General features: G+C 65.7%; 28 protein-coding genes and 1 tRNA gene. 14 read left to right on the top strand and 15 right to left on the bottom strand.

Annotated features, from left to right (window positions below; all coding sequences use genetic code 11):
• The first annotated feature begins 23 nt into the window (after positions 1 to 23).
• The 4 genes from relA to ACLD0W_RS12930 all read left to right on the top strand — a co-directional run bounded on the left by relA (position 24) and on the right by ACLD0W_RS12930 (position 5,653).
• Positions 24 to 2,267, top strand: a complete 2,244-nt coding sequence (gene relA / locus ACLD0W_RS12945) for a GTP diphosphokinase (protein ID WP_410307895.1) — start codon at positions 24 to 26, stop codon at positions 2,265 to 2,267.
• 106 nt (positions 2,268 to 2,373) lie between these two features.
• On the top strand, positions 2,374 to 3,171 hold the full coding sequence (mazG, locus tag ACLD0W_RS12940; protein ID WP_410307894.1) for a nucleoside triphosphate pyrophosphohydrolase: 798 nt from the start codon (positions 2,374 to 2,376) through the stop codon (positions 3,169 to 3,171).
• 192 nt (positions 3,172 to 3,363) lie between these two features.
• Positions 3,364 to 4,395, top strand: a complete 1,032-nt coding sequence (locus ACLD0W_RS12935; RefSeq protein ID WP_410307893.1) for a porin — start codon at positions 3,364 to 3,366, stop codon at positions 4,393 to 4,395.
• A gap of 187 nt (positions 4,396 to 4,582) precedes the next feature.
• Entirely contained in the window at positions 4,583 to 5,653 is a 1,071-nt protein-coding gene (locus ACLD0W_RS12930) for a porin (RefSeq protein ID WP_410307892.1), read from the top strand.
• A gap of 94 nt (positions 5,654 to 5,747) precedes the next feature.
• Here ACLD0W_RS12930 and fabB read toward each other — a convergent pair whose 3' ends face one another.
• Both fabB and fabA read right to left on the bottom strand, forming a co-directional pair.
• The gene (gene fabB, locus ACLD0W_RS12925; RefSeq protein ID WP_410307891.1) at positions 5,748 to 6,965 is read right to left on the bottom strand and encodes a beta-ketoacyl-ACP synthase I; all 1,218 of its coding nucleotides are present in this window, start codon (positions 6,963 to 6,965) and stop codon (positions 5,748 to 5,750) included.
• A gap of 47 nt (positions 6,966 to 7,012) precedes the next feature.
• Complete coding sequence (fabA, locus tag ACLD0W_RS12920) at positions 7,013 to 7,534, bottom strand: 3-hydroxyacyl-[acyl-carrier-protein] dehydratase FabA (RefSeq protein WP_410308060.1); 522 nt, start codon at positions 7,532 to 7,534, stop codon at positions 7,013 to 7,015.
• A 356-nt stretch (positions 7,535 to 7,890) separates the two neighbouring features.
• Here fabA and ACLD0W_RS12915 point away from each other — a divergent pair, with 356 nt between their 5' ends.
• The 10 genes from ACLD0W_RS12915 to ACLD0W_RS12870 all read left to right on the top strand — a co-directional run bounded on the left by ACLD0W_RS12915 (position 7,891) and on the right by ACLD0W_RS12870 (position 16,107).
• Complete coding sequence (locus tag ACLD0W_RS12915) at positions 7,891 to 9,852, top strand: heme lyase CcmF/NrfE family subunit (RefSeq protein WP_410307890.1); 1,962 nt, start codon at positions 7,891 to 7,893, stop codon at positions 9,850 to 9,852.
• The gene (locus tag ACLD0W_RS12910) at positions 9,845 to 10,399 is read left to right on the top strand and encodes a DsbE family thiol:disulfide interchange protein (RefSeq protein WP_410307889.1); all 555 of its coding nucleotides are present in this window, start codon (positions 9,845 to 9,847) and stop codon (positions 10,397 to 10,399) included. Before ACLD0W_RS12915 ends, ACLD0W_RS12910 begins: the two co-directional genes overlap by 8 nt.
• Positions 10,396 to 10,827 (top strand): cytochrome c-type biogenesis protein, encoded by a 432-nt coding sequence (locus ACLD0W_RS12905; protein ID WP_410307888.1) that lies wholly within the window; start codon positions 10,396 to 10,398, stop codon positions 10,825 to 10,827. The genes ACLD0W_RS12910 and ACLD0W_RS12905 overlap by 4 nt, the downstream gene beginning before the upstream one ends.
• A complete protein-coding gene (locus ACLD0W_RS12900) occupies positions 10,824 to 11,849 on the top strand; it encodes a tetratricopeptide repeat protein (protein WP_410307887.1) in 1,026 nt (341 codons plus the stop codon). The genes ACLD0W_RS12905 and ACLD0W_RS12900 overlap by 4 nt, the downstream gene beginning before the upstream one ends.
• A 98-nt stretch (positions 11,850 to 11,947) precedes the next feature.
• Positions 11,948 to 12,604 carry an adenylate kinase gene (adk, locus tag ACLD0W_RS12895; RefSeq protein ID WP_410307886.1) on the top strand — a complete coding sequence of 219 codons (657 nt, stop codon included), beginning with the start codon at positions 11,948 to 11,950 and terminating at the stop codon, positions 12,602 to 12,604.
• Positions 12,605 to 12,799: 195 nt separating this feature from the next.
• Positions 12,800 to 13,768, top strand: a complete 969-nt coding sequence (gene hemH, locus ACLD0W_RS12890) for a ferrochelatase (RefSeq protein ID WP_410307885.1) — start codon at positions 12,800 to 12,802, stop codon at positions 13,766 to 13,768.
• 181 nt (positions 13,769 to 13,949) lie between these two features.
• Positions 13,950 to 14,837, top strand: a complete 888-nt coding sequence (locus ACLD0W_RS12885; protein ID WP_410307884.1) for a hypothetical protein — start codon at positions 13,950 to 13,952, stop codon at positions 14,835 to 14,837.
• Positions 14,838 to 14,985: 148 nt separating this feature from the next.
• A complete protein-coding gene (locus tag ACLD0W_RS12880) occupies positions 14,986 to 15,219 on the top strand; it encodes a bacterioferritin-associated ferredoxin (protein ID WP_410307883.1) in 234 nt (77 codons plus the stop codon).
• Between the two features lie 226 nt (positions 15,220 to 15,445).
• The gene (bfr, locus tag ACLD0W_RS12875) at positions 15,446 to 15,925 is read left to right on the top strand and encodes a bacterioferritin (protein ID WP_410307882.1); all 480 of its coding nucleotides are present in this window, start codon (positions 15,446 to 15,448) and stop codon (positions 15,923 to 15,925) included.
• A 105-nt stretch (positions 15,926 to 16,030) separates the two neighbouring features.
• Positions 16,031 to 16,107 (top strand) — tRNA-Arg (locus tag ACLD0W_RS12870).
• Positions 16,108 to 16,180: 73 nt separating this feature from the next.
• Here ACLD0W_RS12870 and ACLD0W_RS12865 read toward each other — a convergent pair.
• From ACLD0W_RS12865 to ACLD0W_RS12805, 13 genes are all read right to left on the bottom strand, one after another.
• On the bottom strand, positions 16,181 to 17,212 hold the full coding sequence (locus ACLD0W_RS12865; protein ID WP_410307881.1) for a tyrosine-type recombinase/integrase: 1,032 nt from the start codon (positions 17,210 to 17,212) through the stop codon (positions 16,181 to 16,183).
• A complete protein-coding gene (locus ACLD0W_RS12860; RefSeq protein WP_410307880.1) occupies positions 17,202 to 17,402 on the bottom strand; it encodes a DUF4224 domain-containing protein in 201 nt (66 codons plus the stop codon). The genes ACLD0W_RS12865 and ACLD0W_RS12860 overlap by 11 nt, the downstream gene beginning before the upstream one ends.
• Complete coding sequence (locus ACLD0W_RS12855; protein WP_410307879.1) at positions 17,395 to 17,802, bottom strand: hypothetical protein; 408 nt, start codon at positions 17,800 to 17,802, stop codon at positions 17,395 to 17,397. The genes ACLD0W_RS12860 and ACLD0W_RS12855 overlap by 8 nt, the downstream gene beginning before the upstream one ends.
• 198 nt (positions 17,803 to 18,000) lie before the next feature.
• Positions 18,001 to 18,429 (bottom strand): hypothetical protein, encoded by a 429-nt coding sequence (locus ACLD0W_RS12850; RefSeq protein ID WP_410307878.1) that lies wholly within the window; start codon positions 18,427 to 18,429, stop codon positions 18,001 to 18,003.
• Positions 18,426 to 18,674: a hypothetical protein gene (locus ACLD0W_RS12845; protein ID WP_410307877.1), complete on the bottom strand. Its 249-nt coding sequence runs from the start codon at positions 18,672 to 18,674 to the stop codon at positions 18,426 to 18,428. The genes ACLD0W_RS12850 and ACLD0W_RS12845 overlap by 4 nt, the downstream gene beginning before the upstream one ends.
• On the bottom strand, positions 18,667 to 18,936 hold the full coding sequence (locus ACLD0W_RS12840) for a hypothetical protein (RefSeq protein WP_410307876.1): 270 nt from the start codon (positions 18,934 to 18,936) through the stop codon (positions 18,667 to 18,669). Before ACLD0W_RS12840 ends, ACLD0W_RS12845 begins: the two co-directional genes overlap by 8 nt.
• Entirely contained in the window at positions 18,936 to 19,091 is a 156-nt protein-coding gene (locus ACLD0W_RS12835; RefSeq protein ID WP_410307875.1) for a hypothetical protein, read from the bottom strand. Before ACLD0W_RS12835 ends, ACLD0W_RS12840 begins: the two co-directional genes overlap by 1 nt.
• Positions 19,092 to 19,475: 384 nt before the next feature.
• The gene (locus tag ACLD0W_RS12830; protein WP_410307874.1) at positions 19,476 to 20,792 is read right to left on the bottom strand and encodes a hypothetical protein; all 1,317 of its coding nucleotides are present in this window, start codon (positions 20,790 to 20,792) and stop codon (positions 19,476 to 19,478) included.
• Positions 20,785 to 21,171, bottom strand: a complete 387-nt coding sequence (locus ACLD0W_RS12825) for a hypothetical protein (RefSeq protein WP_410307873.1) — start codon at positions 21,169 to 21,171, stop codon at positions 20,785 to 20,787. Before ACLD0W_RS12825 ends, ACLD0W_RS12830 begins: the two co-directional genes overlap by 8 nt.
• Positions 21,164 to 21,811 (bottom strand): DnaJ domain-containing protein, encoded by a 648-nt coding sequence (locus tag ACLD0W_RS12820; protein WP_410307872.1) that lies wholly within the window; start codon positions 21,809 to 21,811, stop codon positions 21,164 to 21,166. The genes ACLD0W_RS12825 and ACLD0W_RS12820 overlap by 8 nt, the downstream gene beginning before the upstream one ends.
• Positions 21,812 to 21,830: 19 nt before the next feature.
• Entirely contained in the window at positions 21,831 to 22,136 is a 306-nt protein-coding gene (locus ACLD0W_RS12815; protein WP_410307871.1) for a hypothetical protein, read from the bottom strand.
• Complete coding sequence (locus tag ACLD0W_RS12810) at positions 22,133 to 24,712, bottom strand: DNA methyltransferase (protein WP_410307870.1); 2,580 nt, start codon at positions 24,710 to 24,712, stop codon at positions 22,133 to 22,135. The genes ACLD0W_RS12815 and ACLD0W_RS12810 overlap by 4 nt, the downstream gene beginning before the upstream one ends.
• Complete coding sequence (locus ACLD0W_RS12805) at positions 24,709 to 26,517, bottom strand: DNA cytosine methyltransferase (RefSeq protein WP_410307869.1); 1,809 nt, start codon at positions 26,515 to 26,517, stop codon at positions 24,709 to 24,711. Before ACLD0W_RS12805 ends, ACLD0W_RS12810 begins: the two co-directional genes overlap by 4 nt.
• Between the last annotated feature and the right edge of the window lie 17 nt (positions 26,518 to 26,534).

Raw genomic sequence — 26,534 nt, 5'->3', positions numbered from 1 at the left:
CGCAGTAAACAATAGGAATCGAAATGGTAACCGTACGCCGGCAATCGTCCGACGAGGTCCAGGCCAGGGACTGGCAGGGATGGCTGGAACAACTCACCGCCCGGGTTCCGGTGCGTGATCCCCACGCCCTGGAGCGCGCCTGTGCCCGCGCCGAACACTGCGAGCGGGCCGGCGAAGCGGCCGGCCGCCACTGGCCCTACGGCAAGGGCTGCCTGGCCATCGGTCTGGAAATGGCGGACGTGCTCGCCGACCTGGGCGCCGACGCCGAGGCGCTGCCGGCGGCGGTGCTGTACCGGGCGGTGCGTGAAGGCCAGCTGTCGTTGCTGGATGTGGAGCGCGAGTTCGGCTCCTCGGTGGCCACCCTGATCGAAGGGGTGCTGCGCATGGCCGCCATCAGCACCTCCCTCAACCCCACCCGCAAGTCGGTGCTCGGCCAGCAGGACGGGCAGCTCGACAATGTCCGCAAGATGCTGCTGGCCATGGTCGACGACGTGCGCGTGGCGCTGGTCAAGCTGGCGGAACGGACGGTGATCATCCGCGCGGTGAAGGAATCCGACCCGGAGCGCCAACAAAAGGTGGCCCGGGAGATCTTCGACATCTACGCGCCGCTGGCCCACCGCCTGGGCGTGGGCCAGCTCAAATGGGAGCTGGAGGACCTGTCGTTCCGCTACCTGCAGCCCGGCGCCTACAAGAAAGTGGCCAAGCTGCTGGACGAGAAGCGCCTGGACCGCGAGCACTACATCGACGAGGTGATCCAGAGCCTGCGCGGGCACCTGGAACGCAACGGCATCAAGGGCGCCCAGGTGTACGGCCGCGCCAAGCACATCTACAGCATCTGGCGGAAGATGCAGAAGAAGCATCTGGATTTCGGCGAGGTGTACGACGTGCGCGCGGTGCGGGTGCTGGTCAACGAGGTGCGCGACTGCTACGCCGCCCTGGGCATCGTGCACTCGCTGTGGAAGCACGTGCCCAAGGAGTTTGACGACTACATCGCCAGCCCCAAGGAAAACGGCTATCAGAGCCTGCACACCGCGGTGGTGGGCCCGGAACGCAAAATGCTGGAGGTGCAGATCCGCACCTTCGACATGCACGAAGAGGCGGAGCTGGGCGTGTGCGCCCACTGGCGTTACAAGGAAGGCAGCAAGGCCGGCCGCCGCAGCCAGTCCTACGAACAGCGCATCGCCTGGCTGCGTCAGGTGCTGGAGTGGCACGAGGAGCTGGGCGATAACGACAACTCCAACACCATGATGGAAGAGTTGCAGCATGGCCTGGTCAGCGACCGGGTCTATGTGTTCACCCCGGACGGCCATGTGGTCGACCTGGAAGCCGGTGCCACGCCGGTGGATTTCGCCTATCACATCCACACCGAGGTGGGGCACCGCTGCCGGGGCGCCAAGGTCAACGGCCACATCGTGCCGCTCAGCTACAACCTGCAAACCGGTGAGCAGGTGGAAATCCTCACCGCCAAGGAAGGCGGGCCGAGCCGCGACTGGCTGACGCCTTCGCTGGGCTATGTGGCCACGTCCTCGGCGCGGGCGCGCATCCAGCAATGGTTCAAGCGCCAGGACCGGGACGTGCACGTGGCCCAGGGCCGCGCCATCCTGGAGCGCGAGATGTCGCGGCTGGCCCTGGACCGCATCGACCTGGACCAGCTGGCGCCGCAGCTCAACCTGAAGACCGGCAACGACGTGCTGGCGGCCCTGGGCGCCGGCGACCTGCGCCCCGGCCACGTGGTCAACCAGGCCCAGGCGCTGCTGCCCGACGATCCGCAGCAGCAGCTGGAGTTCGTGCCGGCCCGCTCCAAGGCGTCGGAGAGCGGCGATGTCACCATCCAGGGGGTGGGCAATCTGCTCACCCACATGGCGGCCTGCTGCCGGCCGGTGCCCGGCGACCCGGTGATGGGCTTCATCACCCAGGGCCGGGGCGTCACCGTGCACCGCGCCGACTGCCACAATCTGCTGGCGATGCAGGGCGAGGACCCGAACCGGGTGATCGAGGTGAGCTGGGGCGAAGCCGACCGCATCCTCTATCCGGTGGACATCTTCCTGCGCGCCTGGGACCGCCAGGGCCTGCTCCGTGACGTGATCGCCGTGCTCGCCAACGAGAAGGTCAACGTCACCGCCGTGCACACCCAGTCGCACACGGAGGACAACACCGCCACCATGCTGCTGACCCTGGAAATCGCCTCCCTGGGCGGGCTTGGCAAGGTGTTGGCGAAGATGGATCAGATCAAGGGCGTCCTGGAAGTGCGGCGCTACAAGAAGTAAGCCGCAAGCGACAAGCCTCAAGCCGCAAGCGGGCCATTCCGTCGGTGGGCCCTGCTTGTAGCTTGCGGCTTGCAGCTTGTAGCCAACCCCGTAACGGAGCGTTCCCATGCCCGATAACCGCCAACCGTCCCCCGAAGCCGCCATCGCCGAACTGCTGTCCATCATGGCCCGCCTGCGGGATCCGGACGGCGGTTGCCCCTGGGACCTGAAGCAGACCTTCGACACCGTGGTGCCGTACACCATCGAGGAAGCCTTCGAGGTGGCCGAGGCGGTGGCGCGGCGGGATTACCCGGAACTGCGCGAGGAACTGGGCGACCTGCTGTTGCAGGTGGTGTTCCACTCGCAGATGGCCCGTGAACAGGGGTTGTTCGACTTCGCCGAAGTAGTGGCGGTGCTCAATGAAAAAATGGTGCGCCGCCATCCCCACGTGTTCGCGGAAGTGGAGGCCGCCGACGAGAGCGCGGTGAAGGTCAATTGGGAGGCGATCAAGGCGGATGAGCGGGCCCGCAAGGGGCGCGAGCATCACAGCGCGGTGGACGGAGTACCGGATGGGCTGCCGGCGCTGCAGCGGGCCCTCAAACTGCAGAAGAAGGCCGCCAAGGTGGGCTTCGACTGGCGCCGGAGCGGGCCGGTGCGCGAGCAGGTCGGCCTGGAGCTGGCGGAGCTGGATCAGGCCCTGGAGGAGGGCGACCGGGACGCCATCGAGGACGAGCTGGGGGATGTGTTCTTTACCCTGGTGAATCTGGCCCGGCACCTGAAACTGGACCCGGACCTGGCCCTGCGGCGCGCCTCGGACAAGTTCGAGGGGCGTTTCCGGAAGGTGGAACAGCTGGCCGACGCGCCACTCTCCGATTACGACGAAGCGTCCCTCGACAACCTCTGGCGGCAAGCCAAGAAAACCTGACAGCGCTCCTCCCGCGCGCTATAGACGGGCCTCCGGCGGCTCCTTCCGGGGCTGCCACAAAATCTTCACATTACCGAAACTTTTCGGTCATCCCCCCTCCCCATACTCCGCTCCCAAGCACTCAGGATGCTTCGGGAGTCACCCGGCGCATCCCCTGCTTTTCAAAATTGCCTGATGGAAGGAGATGCTCCGATGAAAAAGAACCTGCTCGCGATCGCTGTGGGGGCGGCACTCGCTACGCCGATGATGATGCCGGCCATGGCTCAGGCCGACGGCCCCACGGTGTACGGTAAGGTAAACATTTCCCTGGAAAACCAGAACTACGACCCGGCGCCGTCGGCTCCGAACAATGACGACGAGTGGGAGCTGAACAGCAACGCCTCCCGCCTGGGCGTGAAAGGCGATTTCGATCTGGACGTGGCCGGGCTCAAGGCCATCTACCAGGCCGAGTTTGAAATCAGCGTGGACGACGGCGACAAGGACGGCCAGACGTTCGCTCAGCGCAACATCTTCGGTGGTCTGGCCGGCGGCTTCGGTACTCTGAAAGCCGGTAAATTCGACACCCCCACCAAGCTCGCGCAAATGGACGTGGACCAGTTCAACGACCTGAGCGGTGACATCAAGAACATCGCCGCCGGCGAAAACCGGGTGTCCAACATCATCCAGTACAGCACTCCGAAACTGGCGGACATGGTCACCCTGAACCTGGCCTTCATCCCTAACGAAGACAACGACGACTTCGACGGTGACGGCGAGAACGAAAACGGCCTGGCCGACAGCACCTCCATCTCCCTGGTGCTGGAAAAAGACGCCTTCTACGCGGCCCTCTCTCACGACACCGACATCGAGGACGAGCTGATCGTCGACGAGACCGGCGCTTCCCCGGTGATCGACATCACCCGTGTGGCCGCCGGCCTGGCCATGGACCAGTTCGAGCTGGGCGCTCTGTATCAGCTCGCCGAAGAGTCCGAAGGCGACGGTGAAGAAACCAGCTACGTGCTGAGCGGCGCGTTCAAGATCGACCGCGTCAAGCTGAAAGCCCAGTACGGTTACGTGGAAGGCGACCAAAGCGACGACGAAGGCACCCAGTACGCCCTCGGCGCCGACTACAAACTGGCCAAGAACAGCAAGGTCTACGCGTACTACAACAACCTGAAGTACGAACTGGCCAGTGGCGACGACGAGACCCGCACCCTGGGCGTGGGCATGGAACACAAATTCTAAGCTTCATCCGAGCAACCTTGCCGGGCGATCAGCGCCCGGCGTTTCCTCGACGCAAGTGACAGCGTGGCCCGCCCTCCCGGCGGGCTTTTTTTTGCCTGTTATTTTCTTATGTCGGTTCCGTCTTTGGCTTTGTCACCAAACGGTCATATAGTGCCCCGCTTGAAATCCAGCAAAAAGGGAGGGGCGCATGCGTTCCATAATCTGGCTGGGGGCTTCCACCCTGGCATTGAGTTTGCCGTTGTCCGCCGTCGCCGCCGCGCCGGAATTCTACGGTCGCATCAACATCAGCCTGGACCGGCTGTCCGACTATCAGGACGGTGGCCTGCCCGGCGCCCTGAACGGGGTCGGCGCCGGCAATTCACCGCTGGAAGACGGCTGGTTCGTGGAGAGCAATGCCTCGCGGCTGGGCGTGCGTGGCCGCGCGCCGCTGGACGTGACGCCGCTGAGCGTGATCTACCAGCTGGAAGTGGGCTACGACGTGGACGGCGACAGCGACACCTTCTCCACCCGTAACAGCTTCCTGGGTCTGGGCACGCCGTTCGGCGACGTGTTCGCCGGCCGCTACGACAGCCCGGTGAAACTGGCCGAGGGTCGGGTGGACCAGTTCAATAACACCGCCGCCGACATCAGCCATTACTTTTATGGTCAGCGCCGCAACGACGACACCCTGAACTGGGAAAGCCCGCAATGGGGTGACCTGGTGCTGCGTGCCCAGATCGGCCCGGGCGAAGCCGAGGACGTGGCCGGTGAGGAGAAGGACGGCCTGGCGGATACCTGGGGCCTGTCGGCCACCTGGAACCCGGACAAGCTGTACGCCGCGGTGGCCTACGAGAGCAGTTATCTGGAGCTGAACAACCCGGCGCTGGCGCCGGTGGCGGTGGCCGCGGATCTGGAACTGCTGCGCGGCGTGCTGGGCATCACCGTGGGGCCGCTGGATCTGGGCGCCCTGGTGGAACGCACCCGCATCGACCCGGACCAGCCGGGCCAGGACCGCGCCGACTCCACCTCCTACCTGCTCAGCGCCGGCTGGCGGCTGCCGCCGCGCCTGACGCTCAAGGCCCAGGCCGGCCGGGTGGACGGCGACGACTTCGGCTACGAGAACGACATCGTGGTGGCCGGCGCCGACTATCAGCTGGCCAAGGGCACCAAGGTCTATGGCCTGGTGGCCGCCTCCGACGCCACCCTGGACTACCCGGGCGGCCCGCGTCAGGACGACAGTGGCAATCTGTTCTCGGTGGGCATGGAGCACAAGTTCTAGGCGTAACAGCGGCTTCAGCCGCGATCAGCCGATGCCGAACACGAAAAAGCCCGCCATATTGGCGGGCTTTTTCGTGTGCAGGCGATGCTGGAGATCAATCCCAGCGCTGCAGCACCAGGGAGGCGTTGGTGCCGCCGAAGCCGAAGCTGTTGCTGAGCACCCGATCCGGACGCCGCGCCACGGTCTCGCGCAGAATCGGCAGACCCTCGGCGTTCTCGTCCAGCTCGCTGATGTTGGCGGAGCCGGCCTGGAAGCCGTCGCGCATCATCAGCAGGCAGTAGATCGCTTCCTGCACGCCGGCGGCGCCCAGGCTGTGGCCGGTGAGGCTCTTGGTGGAGCTGATCGACGGGATGCGGTCGCCGCCGCCGAATACCTCGCGGATCGCCTTCAGTTCGGCGATGTCGCCCACCGGGGTGCTGGTGCCATGGGCGTTGATGTAATCGATGTCGCCGTCCACGGTGGCCAGGGCCTGGCGCATGCAGCGGGCCGCGCCCTCGCCATTGGGAGCCACCATGTCGTGGCCGTCGCTGGTGGCGCCATAGCCGACGATCTCGGCCAGGATATTGGCGCCGCGGGCCTGGGCGTGCTCCAGGGCCTCGACCACCACCATGCCGCCGCCGCCGGCGATCACGAAGCCGTCGCGGTGGGCGTCATAGGCGCGGGAAGCGGTTTCCGGGGTGTCGTTGTACTTGGTGGAAAGCGCGCCCATGCCGTCGAACAGGCAGCTCAGGGTCCAGTGCTCTTCCTCGCCGCCGCCGGCGAAGATCATGTCCTGCTTGCCGAGCTGGATCTGCTCCACGGCGTTGCCGATGCAGTGGGCGCTGGTGGCGCAGGCGCTGGCGATGGAATAGTTGACGCCCTTGATCTTGAACGGGGTGGCCAGGCAGGCGGACACCGTGCTGGCCATCACCCGCGGCACCATGTAGGGGCCGACGCGCTTGACGCCACGGCTGCGGGCGATGTCGGCGGCTTCCACCTGGTTCTGGGAGGAGTGGCCGCCGGAGCCGGCGATCAGGCCCACCCGTTCGTGGCTGATCTGGTCCGCGTCCAGGCCGGCGTCGGCGATGGCTTTCTGCATCGCCACGTAGGCGTAGGCGGCCGCGTCGCCCATGAAACGACGGGATTTGCGGTCGATGTGCTCTTCCAGGTCGATCTCCGGCGTGCCGGCCACCTGGCTGCGCATGCCGATTTCCTTATAGGCTTCCTTGAAGCGGATGCCCGGGCGGCTTTCCCGCAGGGCCCGGGATACGGTATCGGCATCGTTGCCCAGGCAGGAAACAATGCCCATGCCGGTGATCACAACGCGTCGCATACTAGTGCTCCATTAAGATAATAGGGTCGTCTTCGACGTGGGGGTGCTCAGAAACCTTCCGTCGAAGTGAACAGGCCCACCCGCAGGTCGTCGGCCTGGTAGATGTCGTTGCCGTCCACGGACACCGTGGCGTTGGCGATGCCCATGGTCAGCTTGCGGGCGATCACCCGTTTGATATCAATCCGATAGGTGAGCTTCTTGGCGGTGGGCAGCACCTGGCCGGAGAATTTCACCTGGCCCACGCCCAGAGCGCGGCCGCGACCGGGGTTGCCCAGCCAGCCCAGGAAAAAGCCCAGCAACTGCCAGGTGGCGTCCAGGCCCAGGCAGCCCGGCATCACCGGGTCGCTTTCAAAGTGACACTGGAAGAACCAAAGGTCCGGGTTGATGTCCAATTCGGCCACGATCTCGCCCTTACCGTACTGGCCGCCGGTTTCGGCGATGTGGACGATGCGGTCCATCATCAGCATGTTGGGCAGGGGCAGGCGGGCATTGCCGGGGCCGAACAGCTCCCCGTGGGCGCAGGCGAGCAGATCCTCATAGGAATAAGAGGGCTTTCTCTCGGCCTTGATGGCGTTTGTGTTGCTATCGTTATCGTTCGGGCTCAAACCGTTGACTCCAGATAGATCGGGTCGGCAGCGGATGGCCCCCGGCGGGACCCTCGCGAACCGGGTGATAAGTATAGATAAGCCGGATGACTCTTAGTTTACACCGTGTCGACCTTTCACGAATTTGACATGGTATCAGAGCGCTTTCTCCCCGTACGAACGGCAAGCGTCTCAAAATATGTCCATATCCCCGGTCTGGATCAAAGGTCTGTCCGTTTCGGACAAAGGCCGGTCATTGGCGGACTTTCCGGGGGTGTCTGAACACTTGCAAAGCGGTCATCATCTGCGATGATGCGCGCGCACATGAGCCGGAGGTACAAGTGGCGGCGGAAATCGGACATCTCTCCCTGTGGGTGGCCATGGCGACGGCCCTGGTGCTGGCGGTGTTTCCCCTGATCGGCGTCTATCGCCGGGTGGAAGCCTGGCAGCGCTACGCGCGTCCGCTGGCCTGGCTGCAATGGCTGGCGCTGACGGTGTCCATCGTCGCCCTGGGCTATTGCTTCTATATTGACGACTTCTCGATCACCTATGTGGCCAACCACAGCAACTCCGAGTTGCCGCTGGGTTATCGGCTGTCGGCGATCTGGGGCGGCCACGAGGGCTCGTTGCTGCTGTGGGCCTGGATGCTGGGGGGCTGGAGCGCCCTGGTCGGCCTGTTCAGCCGGCGCGTGCCGCTGGACATGGTGGTGCGGGTGCTGTCGGTGATGGGCATGATCGCGGTGGGCTTTCTGGCCTTCATGCTGTTCACCTCCAACCCCTTCGACCGCACGCTGCCCTGGTTCCCCATCGACGGCGTGGACCTCAATCCGCTGCTGCAGGACCCGGGTCTGATCGTGCACCCGCCCATGCTGTACATGGGTTACGTGGGTTTCTCGGTGGCCTTCGCCTTCGCCGTGGCCGGCCTGCTGGCCGGCAACCTGGACCCGGCCTGGGCGCGTTGGGCGCGGCCCTGGACCACGGTGGCCTGGTGCTTTCTCACGGTCGGCATCGCCCTGGGTTCCTGGTGGGCCTATTACGAGCTGGGCTGGGGCGGTTGGTGGTTCTGGGATCCGGTGGAAAATGCCTCGCTGATGCCCTGGCTGGCGGGCACCGCCCTGATCCATTCCCTGGCGGTGAGTGAAAAGCGCAATCTGTTCCGCGCCTGGACCGTGCTGCTCGCCATCGTCGCCTTCTCGCTGAGTCTGCTGGGCACCTTCCTGGTGCGTTCCGGGGTGCTCACCTCGGTGCACGCGTTCGCCAACGACCCCAGCCGGGGTGCCTTTATCCTCGGCTTCCTGGTGGTGGTGGCCGGCGGCGCGCTGACCCTGTTCGCCCTGCGCGCCGGGCAACTGGAAGGGAAGGGCGGCTTCAAGGGGCTGTCCCGGGAAACCTTCCTGCTGGGCAACAATTTGCTGCTGCTGATCGCCGCCTCGGCGGTGCTGATGGGCACCCTTTATCCGCTGCTGGGCGAAGCCCTGGATATGAAGGTGTCGATCCGCAGCCCCTACTTCAACAGTTTCTTCGTGCCCCTGGGCATGCTGCTGATGGTGCTGCTGGTGCCGGGGATGATGAGCAACTGGAAACGCCAGGAAGGCGCGCAACTGGTACGCCGGCTGGTGTGGCTGGTGCCGGCGGCGCTGGTGGCCGGCTGGCTGGCCGCGCGGCTGCCCGGCCCGACCCCCTGGGTGGGCGTGCTGGCGATCATGCTGTGCCTGTTCGTGGTGTTCTCCCATCTGGAAGACCTGGTGCGCCGGGCGCGGGCCTACGACCTGGGCCTGGCCGGCGGTCTCGGCAAGCTGGGGCGCGGCTATTACGGCATGGTGCTGGCCCATTGCGGGCTGGCGGTGCTGGTGGCCGGGGTCACCGTGGTCAGTTACCACGAGGTGGAGCGGGACGTGCGCATGGCCCCCGGCGACGTGGCCGAAGTGGGTGGCTACCGGTTCGAGTTCGATCAGATGAGCGCCTACCGGGGCCCCAACTTCGATTCCCGCAAAGGGCACTTCGTGGTCAGCCGGGACGGCGACACCGTCACCGAGATGAACCCGGAGAAACGCACCTACCGGGCCAGCGGCCAGGTGATGACCGAGGCGGCCATCGACGGCCGGGTGATGCGCGACCTCTATGTGGCCCTGGGCGAACCCCTGGAGGGGGACGCCTGGGCGGTGCGCATCTACTACAAGCCGATGGTGCGCTGGATCTGGCTGGGTGCCCTGATCATGGCCCTGGGCGGTGCGTTGGCGCTCACCGATGCGCGCTACCGCAAGAAGATCGGTCGCCGCGACGAGGAACCGGCCTATGAGTAACAAGAACCCGGGTCTGTGGGTGTTCGTGCCGCTGGTCGGTTTCGTGGCCCTGGCGATCCTGCTGGCCAGTGGCCTGGGCCGCAACCCGGAGGACCTGCCGTCGGCGCTGGCCGGCAAACCGGTGCCGGCGTTTTCCAAACCGTCGCTGATTTCCGGCGAGCCCCTCACCGAGGAGCGGCTCACCGGGCAATGGCAATTGCTAAACGTCTGGGGCACCTGGTGCCCGACCTGCTACGTGGAGCATCCTTATCTGCTGGAACTGGCCCAGCGCGGCGTGCCCATCGTCGGCATGGACTACAAGGACGAGGACGACAAGGCGCGGGATTATCTGGCCCGTTACGGCAACCCGTTCACCGACGTGATCGTCGATGCCGACGGGCAGCTGGGGCTGGATCTGGGCGTGTACGGTGCCCCGGAAACCTTCCTGATCAATCCCCGTGGTGAAATCGTGCTGCGCCATGTGGGCGAGATGAATCCGCGCGCCTGGGACGAGAAATTCGCCCCGGTGCTGCGCCAGGCGGGCAACCCGCTGGGAGGCCCGCAATGAGCCGCGCCGTCCCCGCCCTGGCGCTGATGCTGTGCGCGCTGCTGTTGGCCTCGCCGTTGCGGGCCGCCATCGATCTTTATCAGTTCGACAACACCGACCAGCAGGATCGCTTCCACCGGCTCACCGAGGAACTGCGCTGCCCCAAGTGTCAGAACCAGAGCATCGCGGATTCCGACGCGGAGATCGCCCGGGACATGCGCGAGCGCACCGCCCGCATGATCCGCGAAGGGCGCAGTGACCAGGAAGTGGTGAACTTCTTCGTCGACCGCTATGGCGATTTCGTCAGCTATCGGCCGCCGGTCAATGAACGTACCGCCATTCTTTGGATGGGACCGCTGGGGCTGCTGCTGCTCGGTGCCCTGGCCATTGCCCTGCTGGTGCGCCGCGCCAGCCGCCGTGCCGAGCTGGAGGAGGACGACCACCCATGACCGTTTTCGTGATTCTGCCTTTGGTGCTGGTGCTGGCGGTACTGGTGGTGTTCTTGCTGTGGCGGCGGGAAAGCCGGCGCGCCGGCGCCGCCACGTCCTGGAGCGGGCTGGCGCTGCCGTTGCTGGTGGTGGCCCTGGCCGGGCTCGGTTATCTGACCCTGGGCCTGCACCCGGAAACCCTGGGCTGGCTGTCCGAGCAGCGCCGTTACGACGCGGTGGCCGAACGGGTGATTCGTGGCGAGGCCCCCGGCGTGGAGGACCATGACATTTCCGCCCAGGCTCTGACCCGGGTGCTGCAGGCCAAGGTGGTGCGCGACCCGACGCTGCCGGGCTGGTACACCCTGGGCCTGCTCTACGACCAGCTGGGCGCCCCGGCCCAGGCCCAGGAGGCGGCCCGCCGCGCCCTGGCGCTGGACCCGGACGACGACGGCGCCCGGTTGCTGCTGGCGCGGGGGCTGATCGCCCAGAACCAGGGCCGCCTCAACGATGAGGCCGACGCCCAGATCCGCCGGGTGCTGGAAGCCAATCCGCGCCACGACGGGGCGCTCATGCTGCGCGCCATGGCCGCCACCGAGGCGCGCCGGTTCGACCTGGCCGCCGAGGCCTGGCGGGCGCTGCTGGTGCGCCACGGCGATGGCGAGGCCGGTGACCTGATCCGCCAGGGGCTGGCCCGGGCCGAGGCCCAGCAGCAGCGAGGCGCGCGGCTGGACAATCTGACCTTCACGGTGCGCGCGCCGGAGCTGCCCGACGGCGGCACCCTGTTCGTGTTTCTCCGACCGGAAGGGGGCAGCGGCCAGCCGCTGGCGGCGCGGCGGGTGCTGGTGGAATCCTTCCCGGTCACGGTGACTTTGCGCGCCGGCGACTGGCTGCAGAATTACCCGGAACAACCGGACACGCTGCGGGTGGCCGCCCGCTATACACCGGCCCCGGGTTCCAGCGTGGAACAGGCCCGTCTGGGCAGTGAACCGCAGACCCTGGACCTGGATGCGCAACCGGCGGCGGTCATCGACCTGGGACCCTGAGTGGTCGCCCGAGCTTGTACCAGGGTGACCCGCACGGTACAGTTGCCCCCCTTTGGAAGGCTCTCTTCCTTCCTCGTCTTGGCAAATCGGAGATTCCTATGCGTGTCATCCTGCTTGGCGCGCCCGGTGCGGGTAAGGGCACCCAGGCGCAGTTCATCAAGGACGAGTTTTCCATTCCCCAGATTTCCACCGGGGACATGCTGCGCGCTGCGGTGAAAGCGGGCACGCCCCTGGGCCTGGAAGCGAAAAAAGTCATGGACGCCGGCGGCCTGGTCTCCGACGACATTATTCTGGGCCTGGTGAAGGAACGCATCGCCCAGGACGACTGCAAGAACGGCTTTCTGTTCGACGGTTTCCCGCGCACCATTCCCCAGGCCCAGGCGCTGGTGGATCAGGACATCAACATCGACTTCGTGGTCGAGATCGATGTGGACGATGAAGAAATCATCGAACGCCTGAGCGGTCGCCGCGTGCACCCGGCCTCCGGCCGTGTCTACCACGTCAAACACAATCCGCCCAAGGTCGAGGGCAAGGACGATGAGACCGGCGATGAGCTGGTCCAGCGCGACGACGACAAGGAAGCCACCGTGCGCAAGCGCCTGGAGGTTTACCAGGAGCAGACCCGCCCGCTGGTGGATTTCTACAAGAAGATCGCCGACAGCGGCGAACCCAACGCGCCCACCTATGTGCGCGTGGCCGGCGTCGGCGGTGTCGAGGACATTCGCCAGCGTATCATGGCCAAGCTCAAGGGTTGACGCCGGCCCACCCGGGGTGGCGACGCAACCGAAGAAAGGGGAAGCGGAAGCTTCCCCTTTTTTTATGGCTTTCCGGACCCGTTCCCCCCCGCCGTTTGACCCTGGTCTTGGGGCCCGATTTTTTAGCCGCTAAAATGCCGCTCACTCTCCGTTGACCCGGGCTCGGGTTTGATCCCCGCGCCGAGGAGGAAAGCTATGACCGCACCGAAGACCGCCATCGTTCTGATCAACCTGGGCACGCCGGATGCCCCGACCCCGGGTGCCGTGCGCGCCTACCTGAAGGAATTTTTGTCCGACCCCAGGGTGGTGGAGGCACCGCGCTGGCTGTGGTTCTGGGTGCTGCGTCTGTTGGTGCTGCCGTTCCGGCCCCGCCGGGTGGCCCGCTTGTACGCCTCGGTGTGGAACCAGGACTCGCCGATCCGTGAGATCACCGAACAGCAGACCCGCGCGCTGGGGGAGCGGCTGGGCATGCCGGTTCATTACGCCATGCGCTACGGCCGCCCGGCAATGCGCCCGCTGCTCGATAAGCTGGCCGCCGAGGGCCACGATCGGCTGGTGATCCTGCCGCTCTATCCGCAATATTCCGGCAGCACCACCGGCGCCGTGGCCGACGTGATCGCGGATTGGATGCACGGGCGTCGGGAGCTGCCCGGACTGACCCTGATCCGGGATTACTGGGAACACCCGGCCTGGGTGGAGGCCATGGCCACCAGCATCCGCACTTTCCGTGAGCAGCACGGCGACGCCGACAAGCTGGTGTTTTCCTTCCATGGCATTCCCAAGGAGTACGAAGATAAGGGGGATCGTTACGGGGAACGCTGCCGCCGGTCCGCCCACCTGATCGCGGAGCGGCTGTCGCTGGCCGATGACGAATGGGCGATTACCTTCCAGTCACGGTTCGGGCCCAAGGAATGGTTGCAGCCCTACACCGATAAAAGTCTTGAGGCCTGGGCCGGGCAGGGCGTGCGTTCGGTGCAGTTGGTGTGCCCCGGTTTTTCCGCCGATTGTCTGGAAACCCTGGAGGAAATCGACGCGGAGAATCGTGAAATCTTTGTTGGCGCCGGCGGTGAACGCTTTCAATACATTCCCGCGCTCAATGCCGACCAGGGCCACATCGAAGCGTTGACGCGCATCGTTGAAGAGAACCTGCCGAAGCCCTCGTGACTGTCAGGAAAACACAAAAAGAAAGCGGTCGCTGACCGCAAAGGGGGACTCAAAAGTCCCTCTTTTTTATTTTTTACTTTAGTAGCCCCGTCTCCTGATCAAATAATGTACCAACGTATTTTTTTTTATGCTACTTTCCGACTGTCGCAGAAAAACGACGTCATAGATTAGGAGATCGATCATGGCCCGAGCAGCAAAAAAAGCAGCGAGCAAACGCGCTACGCGTAAGACCACAAGTAAGAAGAGCACCGCTCGCAAAACCCCCGCCGCCAAGACCGCGGCCAAGAAAAGCACCGCCAAGGCACCGGCTGTTCCCAAGTCGGTCAGCAACGCTGAATCCAAGTTCAAGCTTCAGGAGAAGGCGGTAACCCAGGCGGAGAAGAAAGTCGCCCAGGCGGAAGCCCGACTGGACCGCCAGAAGAAAAAGGTCGACACCGAAGACGGCAAGCTGGGCAAGCTGCGCACCGACCTGGCCGCTCGCCGTGACAAAGCCAAGAAAGGCGCCACCGCCGCCGCCAAGCGCGCCGTGGACACCGCCCGTGGAAAAATGAACACCCAGCGGCTCAAGCTGCAGGATCTGCGTGGCGAAACCAAAGTGATTCGCGCCGAGATCCAGGCCGCCAAGAAAGTGGTCACCCGTGAGAAGAAAAAGCTGCGCACCGCCCAGCGTAATCTCTCCACCAAGATGCGTGACTATGAGCGCAAGCTGGCCAAGAAAGCCAAGGTAGCGCAGAAGAAAGCCGAGCAGAAAGCGAAGACCGCCGCTCGCAAGGCCGCCGCCAAGAACAAGAGCGCGGCGAAGAAGAGCAGCGCTAAGAAGAGCACTGCCAAGAAGAGCACCGCCTCCAAGAGCGCGGCGAAGAAAAGCGCGGCCAAGAGCACCGCCAGAAAGAGCACCGCCAAGAAGACCGCGGCCAAGAAGACCACCGCTCGCAAGAGCACGGCCCGCAAGAGCACCGCGCGCAAGACGCCGGCCCGCAAAACCGCCGCCCGCAAGCGCCCGGCGGCCAAGAAGAGCACCGCCAGCAGCGCCGCCGGCAGCAACAGCAACTCCGGCACGCAAAGCTGAACGGTCCCCGTGACCGGTCCCGCCGCCACCGCCCCCGTTGCCCGGGGGCGGTGGCGTTTCCGGGGTCCGGTGCCCGTTGATAAAAGGTGTTGATAACAATTCGCATTAGGGTTAGCCTGTTTCCCGAGATTGAGGAGTAGGCGTAGCCATGTACGTATGTCTCTGCAACGGCATCACTGACAGCCAAATACGGGAAGCAGCCGAAAGCGGTTGCGACAGCCTGCGCGATCTTCGTCGGGAACTTGGGGTTGGCAGTCAGTGTGCTAAATGTGCGCGGCACGCCCGTCAGGTATTGCGTGAGACCCGTAGCGCACTGCCGGCGGCCTCTTCTCTCTCCGCCGGCCTGGGTGAAGTCGTACAGTTCTGGCCAAGGACCGCCTGACCGTACCGCACTTCGGAACCACCCGGGCCCCCGGCCGCCCAGCCAGGCAAGGTCCCTTCACGGGAACCGCGCCAAGCCAGGGACGGGTCGCGGCGGATCGTTCAAAGACTGATTCTCATTTCCATAACTACTTGTATTCAATGAACTTTTTTGCCGACGACCCTTGTCGGGGGTGGTCTATTGCACAACAATAGGCGCCATCGCACCCCGGCACCGGAGACACGGCATGAAAGGCGACAAGAAAGTCCTTGAACACCTCAACCGGGCCTTGAGCAACGAGCTCATTGCCATCAATCAGTATTTCCTTCACGCCAAGATGTACAAGGACTGGGGTCTTCACGCCCTCTATGAGAAGGAATACCACGAATCCATCGACGAGATGAAACACGCCGACTGGCTGGTGGAGCGCATCCTGTTCCTGGAAGGCATCCCCAACCTGCAGGACCTGGGTAAGCTGATGATCGGCGAAAACGCCCGTGAAATGATCGAATGCGACCTCAAGCTCGAGCACATGGCGCTGCCCGACCTGCGCGACGGCATGGAATACTGCGAATCCGTCCGCGACTACGTCTCCCGGGACCTGCTGCGCCGCATCCTCGAATCCGAGGAAGAACACATCGACTGGCTGGAAACCCAGATCGAGCTGATCGACAAGGTGGGCATCGAGAATTACCTGCAAAAACAAATGGAAACCGCCGACGACTGAACGGAAATTCCGACTGTTTGCGCAAGAATTCACCGCCCCCGGCTTGACTCCCCCCGGCCCATTGGGAATAATGCGCGCCTCTTGACGGCCAACGCCGACAAGCCCGCACCGGTAGCTCAGTTGGATAGAGCATCTGGCTACGAACCAGGAGGTCGGGGGTTCGAATCCTCCCCGGTGCGCCATATACGACGAGGGCCCGCTAGTTAGCGGGCCCTTTTCGTTTGGGCCCCGGTATCAAACTGAGAATCAAAAAAATCACCGGGTGGCCTTCTTCTCCCGCGCCAGCCGCTGATAGATCTGGCGCATCCTTTCCGATTTGTGGCCGGCCCAGTGCTCGGTGTCGTCGGTCAGCCCCTTCGCCTTCAGATCGTGGAACGTGAACCGCTCGCCCAGGCCGTTCTTGAGCGCCTTGGCCATGGTCCTGTCCCAGGCCGATGAGAAAGCCTCGCGCTCCACCGGCCCGCCGTCGGCGCGGTGGAGAATCCACGGGCTGATCGTCCCGCGGTGGAGCGACTGGGCGGTGTCGTAGGCCTCCTGCAGGCGGTCGGACCAGAGGGTCACTTCGGACTCGCTGGCCTTGGTGCGGCGCAGGAAGATACCGCGCTCGTCCACATCCTCCCGCCGCAGGGCCAGGATCTCCCCGCGGCGCGCCCGCATCAGGTAGGCGAACTCCATGGCCACGGCCACGTAGTCCGGTGCCAGGCGCTGGACCAACTCGAACTCCCAGTCCTCGACGTACCGGGTGCGGCCCGGTGTGGAAAACTTGCGCACCCCTTTGCAGGGGTTGGCGTCCAGGTACTCCCGCTCGATGGCCCAGGAGAATGCGGCGGACAGGAACTGCAGGTGCCGGTTGGCCATCACCGGCGTGTCCTTCATCCGGTCCCGGTACCGCACCATCGTGCCCCGACTGATCCGGCGGACATCCATGTCGCCGAACACATAGCCGCCCTTGACCGGAGCCTCGCAGATCGCCGCCACGTAGCGCTCGTAATCCGCCCGGGTGCGCTCGGCGATGGGCCGGGTGCGCGGTGCCTTCATGTGCTCCTTGAGCAGCCATTCCAGGGTCCGAGTGCCGCCCTGGGCCACCTGCCGGTTGTAGGCCGTCAGGATTGCCCTGTGTGGCGCCTGGGCGTGCAGCGGGTGGCCCTGCGGGTCGACCAGGGTGATTGACCGGCCGAACCGCCCCCGGCCCAGGTACTCCCGCCAGATCACCCGGTCCTTGGAGCCGATTCGGTAGACGTATTCCGGCAGCGCGTTGTCCCGGCGCGTTCCACGACTACGGCCCATCGGCGAACTCAATACCGCGGGGATCGTTCGCCGCCGCGCCGTAGGCGTCGACGGTGACGCCGCAGATCCGCCCGCCCCGGCCGACCCGGTAGGGGATATTCTCCTGGTCCAGCCACCGGCGCAGGTCGCCCCGGCGGGCGAACCCGGTATCCTCCAGCAGCTCCTCCTCAGTGATTACTCGCTCACCCATCGGATTCTCCATCTGCCCTGACGGCCGCGCGCTGCAGCCGCCGCATGATCGCCACCGCGTCGGGGCCGCGCACCACGGCCCCGTCCGCGAACTGAACATAGGCCTCCTCCGGCCGGCCGTGGCCGCAACAGGCGTTCATCACCCCGGGGACGGTGCCCAGGCAGCCGTCGTGCCCCTCCGGCGTGTCGGCGCGCCCGCAGTGCCCGCACGGGCGCTGGCGCCAGGTGCTGGCGGTCGGCTCGCCGGTGTCGGCGTACACGAATTCCTGGCCCTGCTGGTGGATCTGGTGGCCACGCAGGTGCCCCCGGCGTCTGGGTGCGTCCCGGAATGGGACCCATGCCAGCCCGCCGGCCAGTATCACCAGCCCCAAAACCAGGGCGCCAAACAGGATTTCATCCATCGCCGCGGTCCTCCCTGCCGCACTGGGCTGCCTCATCTGGAACGTAGTCGTGGTAAGGGCCGCCACGCCCGACCAGGTGCGGGTTCGTGTGTATCGCCTCGTCGGGCGACCATCCGCAGATTGCGCAGGGGTTTGTCGTCCGGCGTTTGGCAGCCCCAGGCTTCGCCACATAGGGCCTGATGTGTCTCGGAACGTGGTTCACTCGCCACCCCCGCGCCCCTGGTGGGGCTCCGCCATGATCCTGAGCAGCCGGATCACTTCTTTGCCGGTCAGCCGGTGAGGCCATGAAGGCCAATCAGGGTGTAGATCTCCTTCCGCATCTTTCCACGACCTGGGCAATCCAAACTCCCAAAGCACCGCCTCTTTTGCGGCAGCAAACAGCGTGACAGGATCGTCGTACTCGCCCCAGTAGTCTGGGCCGCCACCCACCACCAGGCAGCCCCTGATGTTGGACATGGCGTTGCAATGGTCTCGGAACGCCTTGGCGGTCACTTGCGCCTTGGGGCGGACCTTGAAATCGTAGGCCAGGCTGCCGATGGGTTCCTCGTCGCGGTATGGCACGTCGAACCGGTCGCCCGCGATCTCGTAGACTCGCTTGCTCAGCTTCTTGAGAATACGCGGCTTCATTGCTCCCCTCTCTCTGCCATGGCTGCGCCCTGCTGGTTTGGCAGCTCCTCGATCCGATCAATCTTGATCGCCCACTCACTGTGGTCCCCCGGGGGACCCAGGACATCGAGCATCTTCTGCACCGCCTCGTCGCGCGTGGCGCCGAGGACCTCCGCCGGAACGGCCCTGTCCCACCGCGTGTGGAAATAGAGGTCTTTCGACCGTTCGACATAGCGCATATGGAACCTGAATACCGGGTCAGTCATCGTTGACGTCCTCTTCTTCGTCCCATGGCTCTGGCAAGCCGAGGGCCGCGTGCACGGCTGGCGGGAGATCGATAGATACGGCGCCGCCCCCTGGTTGCCCCACCAGTTCCGTCAACTCGCGCTGGAGCAGGCCGATGGCCCACAAAACAGCAAGCGCGGCAGTCTCGCGGCAGCTCGCGCCAGCAGCCTCGAACCCACTGACGGAAATATGTCCCTCATGAATCAGGAGCGTGCCCGTCTTCTTAAGCGTCATGTCCAGCATCAGGCCTCCTTCTCCTGGATCCGAGTGACCTGTTCTCGACCGGCCACCAGCACTCCCTTGTGGGAGCTGGAGCCGTCCACGGCCATCGCGGTGATGAAATAGTGGTTCTGCCGGCTGTTGTAGATGATCTCCTCCCGGGCCGCGCCGCAGTTCACGATGGTTTGCGCCGGCGCGCAGATGAGCTGGCGCCCGAGGGTGAAGCACAGCCAGTCCCGGGGCCGGACTTGGCCGGGGCCGGTCAGTGGCCGCCAGGGGTTGGCGGGGTTGGTGGGGTCGCCGGTGCCGCCCGCCTCGCCCGTTGGAGCGTGGCTCCTCCATCAGGGAGAGCATGCAATCGCAGGCGATGATGTCGTTGATGTCTTCCCTGGCGAAGCGCTCGCGCTCGGCGTCAGCGGCGCGCGGTGACAGCCCGTCAACGCTGGTGTGATCGCTGTCCCGCTTGCTCCAGCGACTCACGATCTCGTGGCCGTCCTGTTCCAGCAGGGCCGCCCACTCCTGGAGGGTGGGGCGCTTCGATACGCGCCCGGCGAGATAGATCCTCATGAGTTGCCCCCCTGGCCGGTGCGGATTCGGCGACCCTCGAGCAGCGCTGCGGAAGCGATCCGGCGGCAGGCAGGGTACCCCAGCTCGCCTTCGCGGCTGGTTGGGTAGGGCGCCATCTGCTCCAGAGCGTTCCGGTATACCGCCATCTCCCGCTTGTCTGGAGTGGGCGCGGCGGCCACACGCTGCCCGTTCTGGTGCAGCATCATCGCCAAGTTCCCCACGTCCACCGGATCGCCCTTGGCGACGTGCTCATGCAGCAGGGCGGACAGGTGGGCCTCGGATGCGGTTTGCCAACCACCCCGGCCATCGGCCCGCTTCTTCGCCAGCTTGGCCTTCATCGCGGCGGCGAACCGGTCCACGGCGGCATCGTCTGGGTGTTGCTCTGCGATGGCCACGCCGCGCATGGCTTCGTTGGCCATCATCTTGTAGATCGATTTCATGGTGGGCCAGGGCACCATGACATCCACGGTGACGAGTTCGCCGGTGGCTTCCCCGTCGTCGCCAACCTCTGGCTGCTCCACGGGAATTGAGAACTCGCCGTGGCAGGCCGCTTTCATGCGGCTGGTGACCAGTGCGTGTGGGATGGTGTAGCTCGGATCGAGCGGGATCAGGCCGGCCCCCTCGGGCGCCGCCATCTGATGAGAAGCCTTGGCCAGCTCCTCGCAGGCGGCTTCGGCGAACGCGCCAGCCAGCGCGCGCATTACCTTGCCATACCGGCCGTCATCCGCCTGGTCCGCACCGGGAGCGGCCCCAAGTTGCGCGTGCAGCTCCATCACATCACCCACTTTCAGGGGCGGGTGAGCGGCAAACATCTGCCGGTCTTCGTCCGTGTAGTGCGGCCAGGTCGGTATCACTTCGTCGTGGGCCATGCCGGTGTCGTTCGCGACGGTCACCACCGCATCCATCCAGGCGCGGAAGCCGACAGGCAGAGCGACTGGTGCGTAAGCGCCCGCTGCACCCAGCGATTCCGGGGCCAACACCATCACTTCTGGCGGGTCGCCGGCTTTTTCCGCTTCGGACTTCGCGCCGGAGCGCGGGCGGGCGTTGATGCAAATATCCCGGGCTTCATCGAATGTGTAGCGCCCGGCTTCAGTCGTCTCAAGGGTGTAGCCCCGGGCGTTCGGGCGCCACCAAGCGTTGTGCTCGTTCGACCAGACCAGCCAGTTCACGGCCTCGCCCTGCGGCGCCAGGCGGTCCCGGGCGCTGGCCGCCTCTACCATCTGCTTCATCTGGGTGAACACCTGGGCGGCGCTCATGTCGCCCTGTGCGATGCTGTCCTCGATGGCGTCCATGTCGGCGCGGAGCTTATCCATGGCGGACCTCCAGTGCCTTGAAGGCGGGCAGTTCGGCAGGGTCCAGCCACCGGTCTTTCGTGGCGTGGCCAATGGCCAGAATCTTGCCTCCGAAACCGTCTTCGCGCTTCACGCGGACGATTCGTCCGGGCATCTTGCTCCAGCTATCGACGCCAGCCACGGCCATGGCGCCACCGATGAAGTCCGCTGCAATGTTCGGCTGATCGGCGTGCTTCGCCGTCGCCACGGTCGTATCGAACGGATTGCCACCCAGGACCAGCCCGCCAAATCCCTGGTGCGTGCTGTCGCCGTAGCTCAGGCCGATGTGGGCACAGAGGAATATGTCTCGGTCGAAACGAATGGTGGCGTCGGTGATTTCTGCATTTACGATTTCAGTCATTGCGGGCCTCCTGATACTGTTCCCATGCGCGCTGAACGGCGCTGAATTGAGCGGCGTTGCCGCCGTGGTCGGGGTGGGTCTGCTTGCGCCGGCGCTGGTAGGCCGCGCGCACGTCGTTGGGGTTGGCGTTGTGGTCCACCTCCAGCACCACCCACCAGGCGCCAGCGGCGTTGCTGGCGGAACTGGGCAGCTCCTTCAGGCCGGCCGTGGCCCGCTCCAGGATCGCGGCGCCGCCCCAGCGCTCGATGGCGCGCAGGGCGTCCAGGGTGCCGCCGATGGCGGCGAGGTTGTCGGCCAGCCGGTCGTACTGGTCGATGGCAATGCACTGGTACGCCTGCCCGCTGTCGGTGCGCCAGTACACCGCGGCGCCGCAATCCTCCGGCTCCCGGCGGTTGGAGTAGGGCAGCCCGTCGCCGCGCACCGGCATGTTGGTGCTGACGATCACATTCCAGTCGCCGACTCCGATTTTCCGCAGGGCATCCAGCACCCGGGTGGTGCCCTCGTTGATGGTCAGTTTCCGCTTGGTGCGGTAGCTGGCGCCGGTGTCCTGGCGGCTGCTGAAGTTTGCCCGTACGCGGTCCTGGGGCCGGGTGCGGCGCCAGCCCTCGGGCCAGTGCAGGGGGTAGGCGGAAGTGCTCATTGGTGTGTCTCCTTCAATTTCAGATCCGCCACTCGAAGCGGTAGCCGGCGCTGATCACGTTGAACCCGTGGTCCTGTCCGGTCTCCACGCTGCTGACGTGCTGCGCCTGGATGAACCAGTTCCGGTAACTCACTCCGGCCTCCACCGTTCCCACCACCGGCGGCAGGTCCATGGTGGATTCGCGACGGTAGTGCTCACTCTCGTATTCCCAGCGCTCGGTCATGCCGATCTGGTAGCCGATGCCGCCCTGCAGGTAGAGCGTGGTCTCTGCGGCGCTCAGCGCGGGGAGAGTGAGGAGCAGGGCGATCAGGTGGATGGGCTTCATGCTGAGGCCTCCATGTCGTCGTCGAAGTCGAACAGGGCCGGCATGGCCTTCTCGCGCTGCTTGGCCTCGAGGTACTTCACCCCATCCAGGAAATAGCCCGGGTTCAGCTCGCTGGCGCGGCCCTGGCGGCCCAGGTGCAGGGCCCGGTAGGGGACCGTGAACAGGCCGCCGAACGGGTCGAATACCAGCTCGCCGCGATTGGTGTACCGCCGGATCAGGCGGTCGACGATGTCGAACTGCAGGGGGCAGACGTGGTTTTCCAGGCCGCGCTTGGTCTGCTCGCCGTTGAGCGTCCGCATGCGGGCCACGTCGTGCCACACGTCGGGATGGTGGGAGCCCGGGGCCAGGGACATGAACTTCGCCGGCAGCGCGCCGCGCAGCTCCAGCTCCTCGCCGATCCGGACGTGGTGCTCGTAGTCGTAGATCTCGGCCATGCTCCACTCGGTGAACACCCGGGAGAGCACGTCCGGCGGCAGCTGGGCCATTTCCTCGGCGGTCAGCAGCCGGTTGCCGCTGGAGCGCCACAGCGCGTGCGCGTCCACCTGCCACCGGGCCCGGGTGTAATCGGCTTTGTCCTTGACCACCGGCGTATCGGCGTAGCCGCGGGACCGATCGCTCTGCGGCTTGCGCACCAGAATCACGTATTCCGGGCTGCCCACGCCCATCTTGGTGCCGTCCTTGCACTGCTCGGTCCAGCCCAGGCGATAGGTCTGGTTGTTCTCCCGCACCACGTCGGTGACGACGGTGATCATGCCCATGTAGTCGAAGCCGTGGCGCAGGTAGTGGAAGATGGCCTCAGCATGGAAAGGGCTGACGGTCGGGGCGCCGGCACCGGTGACGCTGCCGAACAGGATCCGGTCTTTCACGTGGATGCAGGCCAGCCGGCCGGGCTTGAGCACCCGGAGCAATTCCGGCGTCAGATAGTTCATCTGCGCCCAGAAGTGGTCATTGCCGTCGGTGTGGCCGAAGTCGTTGTAGCTGGCGGTGTACTCGTAGTGGTTGCTGAACGGGATGCTGGTCACAATCAGGTCCACGCTGTCGGTGACCATGCGGCCGCATTCCGCGACGCAGTCGTTATTGGCCACCAGCCAGCCTTCGCCGCGCGCCTCGATCCGCTCCACGCCGATGGACCGGGCCAGGGTCTGGCCCATCTCGGCGTGGTTGAGGCCGTACTTCCGGATGATGTCGGTCATTTTCTTCACCGTGGCGTCGTGATCGCGCCATTTCCGCTCCAGCGTGCGCAGCACCTCGCGTTCGGTGTCGGCGTAGACCAGATGGATATGGCACTCACGGGTTTGCAGGAATCGGACGATCCGGTGGATCGCCTGGATGAAGTCGTTGAACTTGAATCCGATGCCGGCGAAGACGGCCCGGGCGCAGTGGCGCTGGAAATTGCACCCGCTGCCGGCGATCACCGGCTTGGCGGCGAGGTGCTGGATACGGCCGTTGGAGAAATCAACGATGGCCTGCTCGCGCTCCTCCAGATCCTGGGAGCCGTACACCGCCACCGCGCCGGGGATGGCCTTGTCGATGGCGTGGCGCTCGGCTTCTTGGTCGTGCCAGATCAGCCAGTGTTCGTCTGGCTCAGCAGCGACGATGCTGGCGGTCTCTCGGATCCGTGCGTCCAGGCTTTTCCGTTTCTCCCGGGCGGCACTCTGCAGGTCCATGGCGGCATCGCTGAACATGCCGACCTGGCCATCGCGGTCCACGGTCGGCCGCCACTCGGTGGCCACCTCGTGGTAGTGGATGTGCACCTTCGGCAGGTCGTACCCATCGTCAGGGAAGCCCAGATCGGACGGGCGCTGCAGGAAGAGTCCCCAGCTGGAGACCCAGAGCCAGAATTCATCCTCCTTGTGCGGGTGGAGGGTCAGGTTGTTGGCCTTGGACGGGTCGCGCTTGAACCAGCGGGTGAGCGCCTGCCCGGTGTCCATGATCCCAAGATAGCCGGCGTAATGGATCAGCTCCTTGTGCCGGTTGGGGGAGGGGGTGGCCGTGGCCACGAACCGGTAGGCGACCTGCTGGAACAGGTCCAGGAAGACCTGGTAGGTCTTGCTGCCGAAGCTGCGCAGCACGCTGGCCTCGTCCAGGCTGGTGGCGGTGAAGTCGGCGGGGTCGATCTTGCCGTCCCGCACGGTCTCGTAGTTGGTAATGTACAGCCCGGTTTCGTCGGCCTCATCGACACTGCGAATGAAGCGGATGCTCGGCGCCCGGGTCGGGTCCTTGGCGATCCAGGCGGCCAGCTGCTCGCGCTGTTCGTCGGTGATGTTAGGGTGATCACCGGTGGCCAGGGTATGGGCGTCCCGGGTGAACTCCTGCCGAACACCCAACGGCGCAACGATCAGGCCGCGCCCGCCGGCCCTGGACAGGATGAGGCGCAGCACCTCGATCTGCTGAATGGTCGTGCCCAGGCCGAAGGCCTCGAACAGCGCGCGGCGCCCACCGGCAACAGCCCATTTCACGGCGGCGGACTGGTGGCCGAGCAGCAGAGGATTGATCTCCAGCAGGGAGACCTCGAAGCCAGATCGGGGGGCCAGCTTTACCTTTTGGCGGAGGAATTGCTCGTAGGAGGTGGTCATGCTGCACCTCCAGGCAGTGACAGGGCGGCGGCCACCGGCCGCACCCACACGGGAGTGGCGCTGAGCACGAAGGTCTCGCCGGCCCAGGCCAGCAGCAGGGTCTCGCCCATCATGTCTGCGATGGCCTTGGCCGCCGGCGGCGGTACCGCGTTACCAATACGCTCCCGCCAGGCCCCGTCGCTCAGCCCGTCCAGCTCCAGCTGCTCCTCCGGATCCATCAGTCCCTGCAGGGCGGCGAGTTCCAGGGTGGTGAACGGTCGGTGCCAGGTGCCGTCCAGGGCCTGAATCATGGCCACCAGCCGGTCGGTGGCGGCCGGCAGGCAGTTACCCGGCGCGCCGCCGGCGAATCCTCGAGGGTCGGCCACGGACCAGTGCCCGTTGTCATGGCAGGCGCTGGCGGAGACGGCGCCGGTGCTGGCGGTCCAGGGCACCACGCCGTAGTGCCCGCCGGTCACGTAGTGGTCGCCCTTGGTGCGCTGCATCGACGGGCGAGGGTCGGCGACACTGAACCGACCATTGGAGGGAGACGATTTGCCGGCCACTGCGCCGGTGTGGGCGCGCCACTCCACGACGCCGCACTCGGCATCGAAGTGGCCACCCCGGGGATCAGCGACACACTGGCCGCTGCCGTGCGCGCCGGTGATCGCCCGGCTCTCGCCACCCCACCGGACGACACGGAAGCAGTTGTTGTGCTTCGGTGCGCCATGGTGGCGCGGATCGGCAACGCTGAACGCACCTTGGCCGGCGGCCTGCTGGCCGGTCACGGTACCGGTGGGGGAGTTCCACCGGCGGACGCCGTAGGCCTGCCCGTCCCGCCACTGGGTGCTGGCGGTGAATCGTGGGTCGGCCACCGAGAATGAGCCTGTCACAGGCCGCGCGTTGCCGGTGATGGTGCCGGTGGCCCCGGCCCAGTCCCGCACACCATAGGTGCCGGCGTGCATGTCCGGCACGATCAGGTAATCGCGCAGGTTTCCATCTTCCACCACCAGCCGGTTCAGACTGCGCCAGTCGCTGCCGGCCTCCACGAAGGCCAGCCGCACCCAGGTCTTCCACTGGAGCCGGGGCACCCGGTGCATCGGGCCGGCAGCCTCATCGCCGGGCAGCGGCATGCGCCCCAGGATGTCGCCCACCGCCGCGAGCGGCCGCTTCTGCGGCTCGTACAGGAACGCCGGCACCTTCTCCTGGTGGCGCGCCACCATCAGGAACCGCTTTCGGCTCTGAGCCATCCCGCCCAGCTCGCCACAGTCGTGGGTGGTTTCGGCCACGGCGTAGCCATAGGCCTCCAGCAGGGCGACGATCTGGTCCAGCAGGGCGCGGCCCCGGCTCGCGATGCGTGGCACGTTCTCGAAGATGATCAGCTCCGGCGGATCATCCCGCCAGGCCTCCAGCATCAGCCAGACGCCGCGCAAGGCGAGCCCGTTGAGGGCCTGGTACTTCGGGGTCGTGCTCCGCGCCTGAGACAGCAGGCCGGAGAACCCCTTGCAGGGCGCGCTCAGGAACACGATGTGGGGCCGCTCACCGCCGGCGCCGCGCTGAACGTCCACTGCGGTGGCCTCGCGCCAATCCGCTCCGGGCTCGCGGCCGTGGAATGTCTGGTATTGCTCCCGGCTGAACATGTCCAGGACGGTGCCCGGGACGCCGGCGGCGCGACCGAAGTCGGCGATGGCCGCCGGATCACTGTCGACGCCACCGATGCAGCGGAACTCGGCTTCCATGGCGCCGACCCGGGCGTGGCCGGCATTGAAGCCATGGGCACCGCCGCCAAGGCCGCAGAACAGATGAAAGTGACGAATCTCCTGCTTCATGCGGCCACCCCCTGGCT

It is taken from the genome of Alloalcanivorax sp. C16-1, from assembly GCF_046507805.1.
Taxonomy (GTDB): Bacteria; Pseudomonadota; Gammaproteobacteria; order Pseudomonadales; family Alcanivoracaceae; genus Alloalcanivorax.
Note: the sequence above shows the minus strand (reverse complement) of the source record. Positions and strands in the feature narration are given on the sequence as shown.